The sequence below is a fragment of the Chitinophaga sp. HK235 genome (assembly GCF_018255755.1).
In the GTDB taxonomy this organism is placed as follows: Bacteria; Bacteroidota; Bacteroidia; order Chitinophagales; family Chitinophagaceae; genus Chitinophaga.
Genome location: NZ_CP073766.1, coordinates 4,447,501 through 4,450,000, shown reverse-complemented (window position 1 = coordinate 4,450,000; position 2,500 = coordinate 4,447,501). Strand labels below are relative to the sequence as shown.

Below are 2,500 nucleotides of genomic sequence, written 5' to 3'. Positions count from 1 at the left end.
TGGAGAAGGTCCCAAGGGTTCGGCTGTTCGCCGATTAAAGTGGCACGTGAACTGGGTTCAGAACGTCGCAAGACAGTTCGGTCCCTATCTGTTGTGATCGTTAGTAAATTGAGGAGACATGACCTTAGTACGAGAGGACCGGGTCGTACGTACCGCTGGTGTATCTGTTGTGCCGCCAGGTGCAGTGCAGAGTAGCTATGTACGGACAGGATAAACGCTGAAAGCATCTAAGCGTGAAACCTGCTTCAAGATGAGTTTACTTTTAAGGGCCGTCGGAGACTACGACGTTGATAGGTTACAGGTGTAAAGGTGGTAACATCAAAGCCGAGTAATACTAATTGCCCGTAAGCTTTAATTTTATTTATTACTGCAAAGTTCGTATACGACTTTCCCAATATGTTATCTTATTATCAGCTGGAGATAAGGCAAGCGAAAGCCCCTGCATCTCAGATGAGTGATCATCGCAGCTAAAGATCTTATGGTGGTTATGCCGAGGGTGTTCACCTCTTCCCATTCCGAACAGAGAAGTTAAGCCCCTCATGGCCGATGGTACTGCACTATCATGCGGGAGAGTAGGTAACTGCCATATTTATTAAGAAAGGTCCTGGTGACAACGCCAGGACCTTTTTCTTTCTCTTAGAGTAGAAGCTCTTCTCTTCTTATAAAGCTCTCTGACAAATTAACAGAGACCATCGATTACCTTCCTTTATGTATACAACGTGTATACATCTACGTAGGTCCGTTACATTGGACCGTTTTGAAATAGAAATAATTAGCAATAAAGTTGAAATAATTTTTGCTGCGAATGATAAAGATACTATCTTTGCCATCCGCTCCGAAAAAGCGTAGTTCTTTGTTTGAATACAGGGTTGATTATCAGGAAGTTATAGTTGCTTTTCCCAATAGGTAAAACATTAAAACTGAGATAATTAAGCATAAAAAACTTTAAAAAAGTTTTGGTGGTAATGAAAAGAAATACTACCTTTGCAACCCCAACGCAAACGACGCGAAACGGTAAAAAGTTCTTCTAAAAATAATACAAGATGTACGGCCAAACGGGCCACAGAGATCGGATCTCGGACATCGACACTGATCAGTAATGATCAAAAGTTCTTTGACATATTGGGAAATGCAAGTTGTATACGGATAGTAATATCTGAATACGAAAATATTTAAAGCGAATAAGGGCGCATGGTGGATGCCTAGGATCTAAGAGGCGAAGAAGGACGTGGTAAGCTGCGATAAGCTACGGGGAGCTGCAAACGAGCAATACATCCGTAGATTTCCGAATGGGACAACCCGGCACATTGAAGATGTGTCACTCGAAAGAGAGCCAACGCAGGGAACTGAAACATCTAAGTACCTGCAGGAAAAGAAAATAACTAATGATTCCCTAAGTAGTGGCGAGCGAACAGGGAAGAGCCCAAACCGGATCGAAGCAATTCTATCCGGGGTTGTAGGACTACTTTTAGAAAGTCAGATCAAGTTGAATCATCTGGAAAGATGAGCCGTAGCAGGTGATAGCCCTGTAGACAGAAATTCTGATGGACGTGTAGTATCCTGAGTAGCGCGGGACCGGAGGAATCCTGTGTGAAACTGCCAGCACCATCTGGTAAGGCTAAATACTCCTTAGATACCGATAGTGAACCAGTACCGTAAGGGAAAGGTGAAAAGTACTCCGAACAGGAGAGTGAAATAGTTCCTGAAACCGTGCGCCTACAAGCGGTCGGAGCTCGAAAGAGTGACGGCGTGCCTTTTGCATAATGAGCCTACGAGTTACTCCTCACTGGCGAGGTTAAGGTCTTCAGTACCGGAGCCGCAGCGAAAGCGAGTTCTAACAGAGCGCTTAGTCAGTGGGGGTAGACGCGAAACTTTGTGATCTATCCATGGGCAGGATGAAGGTTGGGTAAAACCAACTGGAGGTCCGAACTCATTAGCGTTGAAAAGCTATGGGATGACCTGTGGATAGGGGTGAAAGGCCAATCAAACTGAGAGATAGCTCGTTCTCCCCGAAATGTTTTTAGGAACAGCCTTGGATATAGACGTGTTATAGAGGTAGAGCTACTAATTGGGCTAGGGGGCTTCACCGCCTACCAAACCCTAATAAACTCCGAATGCTATAACATAATCTCCAGGAGTGAGGCTGTGGGCGCTAAGGTCCATGGCCGAGAGGGAAATAACCCAGACTAACAGCTAAGGTCCCTAATCGTATGTTAAGTTGAACAAACGCGGTTCAAATCCTAAAACAGCCAGGATGTTGGCTTGGAAGCAGCCATTCATTTAAAGAGTGCGTAACAGCTCACTGGTCGAGGGTTTGGGCACGGAAAATAATCGGGCATCAAACATACAACCGAAGCTTTAGGCCTAGCAGCAATGCTAGACGGTAGGGGAGCATTCTAAACTGCATCGAAGGTGTGTTGTGAGACATGCTGGAGCGTTTAGAAAAGAAAATGTAGGCATAAGTAACGATAAATAAGATGAAAAATCTTATCGCCGTAAG

At 44.7% G+C, this 2,500-nt stretch carries 3 rRNA genes (2 of these 3 running past the window's edge); all 3 read left to right on the top strand.

Going from position 1 to position 2,500, the window contains the following annotated elements:
- Positions 1-358, top strand: a 23S ribosomal RNA gene (locus tag KD145_RS16210) (it extends 2,520 nt beyond the left edge of the window).
- Positions 359-477: 119 nt separating this feature from the next.
- Positions 478-589: ribosomal RNA gene (gene rrf / locus KD145_RS16205) — 5S ribosomal RNA — on the top strand.
- Between the two features lie 582 nt (positions 590-1,171).
- A 23S ribosomal RNA gene (locus KD145_RS16200) occupies positions 1,172-2,500 on the top strand; it runs 1,549 nt beyond the window's last position.